This window comes from Desulfosarcina cetonica JCM 12296, from assembly GCF_001311845.1.
GTDB lineage: Bacteria > Desulfobacterota > Desulfobacteria > Desulfobacterales > Desulfosarcinaceae > Desulfosarcina > Desulfosarcina cetonica.
The window spans coordinates 1-1,989 of record NZ_BBCC01000407.1 but is presented as its reverse complement, the minus strand read 5'-3'; the positions used below and the strand labels follow the sequence as shown (position 1 = coordinate 1,989).

Sequence of the window (1,989 nt, the reverse complement as noted above, 5' to 3'; positions counted from 1 at the left end):
GCCAGGCCGATCTGGCCGAACTGATCACCTCCCGGGTGATGGAAACGGCCCAGGCGGACGCCGACTACACGCTGGTGGAACGCGAACGGTTGCTGGCCGTTCTTCAGGAACTCAGCCTGGGCAGCAGCGAACTGGCCGACGAAGCCACGGCCTTGCGGGTGGGCAAACTGATCGGGGCTCGTCTGATGTTGTTCGGGGTCTACCAGGTCATCGGCTCCCAGATGCGCCTGGATTTGCGGCTCGTCGATGTGGCCTCCACCCAGGTGATCCAAACGGCCGAGGAAACCGTGCCGGCCGGCAATCTGTCCGCCTGGTTGCAAGCCGCCGAAACAGCCACCCAGGCGCTATTGGGATCGAAATAGAAAAAGGGGCGCCGCCTTGGGTTGCGGCGCCCCTTTCCATTTCATTTTACGAACAATCGCTTTTCCGCGACCCACCGTTTAAAACGTCTTGGTCAACGAACAATCCACCACCATGCCCCGGTATTCACGATCATCATCGTGGTACCAGTTGCGCCCCTCATCCATCCGGTATCCTTCGAGGCCGATGCGGCCGGAAAAATCATCGGCCAATTGGCGCTCCAGAGAAAAACGCAGGGAGACCTTCTGTTTTCCATCGATAAACAGGGGATCGTCGCCCGGATAGTCGTTTTCAAGCACGGCCAGGTAGTAGAGACGCGAACTCAATTTTGTTTCCGGGTTGAGCTGGACGCGCACCACCAAATCGGCCAGATACTCGTCACCGAACCCGGAGCGCTCCTCGGTAGCCAGCCGCTGGTTGCCCTCCTGGAAATCGCATTTACCCCGGTAAATCCCCTTCAGGGTAAAGGCCGCGTCCCATCGATCCTGAACATAATTCAGGCCAATGCCGGCCAGGAAGAAGTCGCCTTCCTGGTAATAATCCCGCCCTTCTACCGAATCGATACCGTACCAGGCCATCTCGCCCAGCACGCGGCCCTGCCAGCTCTCGCTGAAGGCGTAAAGAATTTCTGCGGTAACATTGTAGATGTCCCCCGGGTCGAAATCCGGTGTCGTGTCGCTGAAATCGTATTCTCCCCGCCACAGGTAGCCGATGCCGATGCCGGCCCCCCAGCGCTCGCCATCCTTGGCAATCGTGATGGTGGGGTTGATGTTGAACCCCTCGCCGTAGCGGGCAATACTCACCAGGTCGGGGTCGAGAAGCAGGCGGCGATCTTCCGGTCCAGGTTGGTCAGCCCCGTGGGCAGGTTGAAATCGAGGCCGAAGAGAAGATCCACGGGCCATTTATCCACCAGCGCATAGGAAAGATTGAGCTTGGTGTCGACGACCGTGGTCATCGAATTCCGGGTGTTGTCCGAGGGATCGATGTGCGTCGTCACCATGGCCGTGAGGACCCGCGCGCCGAAATCCCCTTGGGTCGCGTCGATGGTGACCGGCACATAGGTCTGGTTTCCCCGATCGTTGGTATCGCTGTCCCACCAGTTGCTGACCAGACCGGTTTGTATACCGATGTCCATGGCGGAAGTGGGATTCCCAAGGAATAACAATATGAAAATAAGAGAAAACCACCTGAGGGGTTTCATGGAATCGATCCTTTCATATCTTAACTCCTGATGCATTGTGACATTACGATAGGACATAAAGGCCATCGACCCTTCACAACATCAACATTCAATAAGGCCATTACAATTTCTATCCTCAGGGACTTCACCACAGTCATCCTCTGCGTCGGGATTGATGTCTGATCGGCTGTCATCACAGTCGGTGCCCCCGCAGGCTTCATCAATGAAACCGTCGTTATCAAGGTCGCAGTCCAAGTCTTCGCCATCGCAGTTCTGATCGATGCCGTCATTGGGGATTTCCGTCGCTCCGGGATAAATGCTGCCGTCACTGTCGTTGCAGTCGTTACCATCACAGGCTGCATTGAGGAAACCGTCACTATCACCATCACAGATCAGGTCCGCGCCGCTGCAATCCTGATCAATGCCGTCATCGGCGATCATCTCGTCGC

General features: G+C 56.9%; 4 protein-coding genes. 1 reads left to right on the top strand and 3 read right to left on the bottom strand.

The genetic code is table 11. The features are described from left to right. Nucleotides 1-362, top strand: a 362-nt coding sequence (locus tag JCM12296_RS34425) for a CsgG/HfaB family protein (protein WP_218188441.1), incomplete at its 5' end; no start/stop codon positions are given. A gap of 78 nt (nt 363-440) precedes the next feature. Here JCM12296_RS34425 and JCM12296_RS34420 read toward each other — a convergent pair. The 3 genes from JCM12296_RS34420 to JCM12296_RS34410 all read right to left on the bottom strand — a co-directional run. Further along, nucleotides 441-1,163, bottom strand: a complete 723-nt coding sequence (locus JCM12296_RS34420; protein WP_054702636.1) for a hypothetical protein — start codon at nt 1,161-1,163, stop codon at nt 441-443. Further along, nucleotides 1,160-1,495, bottom strand: a complete 336-nt coding sequence (locus JCM12296_RS34415) for a hypothetical protein (RefSeq protein WP_157068183.1) — start codon at nt 1,493-1,495, stop codon at nt 1,160-1,162. Before JCM12296_RS34415 ends, JCM12296_RS34420 begins: the two co-directional genes overlap by 4 nt. Nucleotides 1,496-1,642: 147 nt before the next feature. Continuing rightward, a partial coding sequence (locus JCM12296_RS34410; protein ID WP_218188440.1) for a MopE-related protein occupies nt 1,643-1,989 on the bottom strand: 347 nt, incomplete at its 5' end.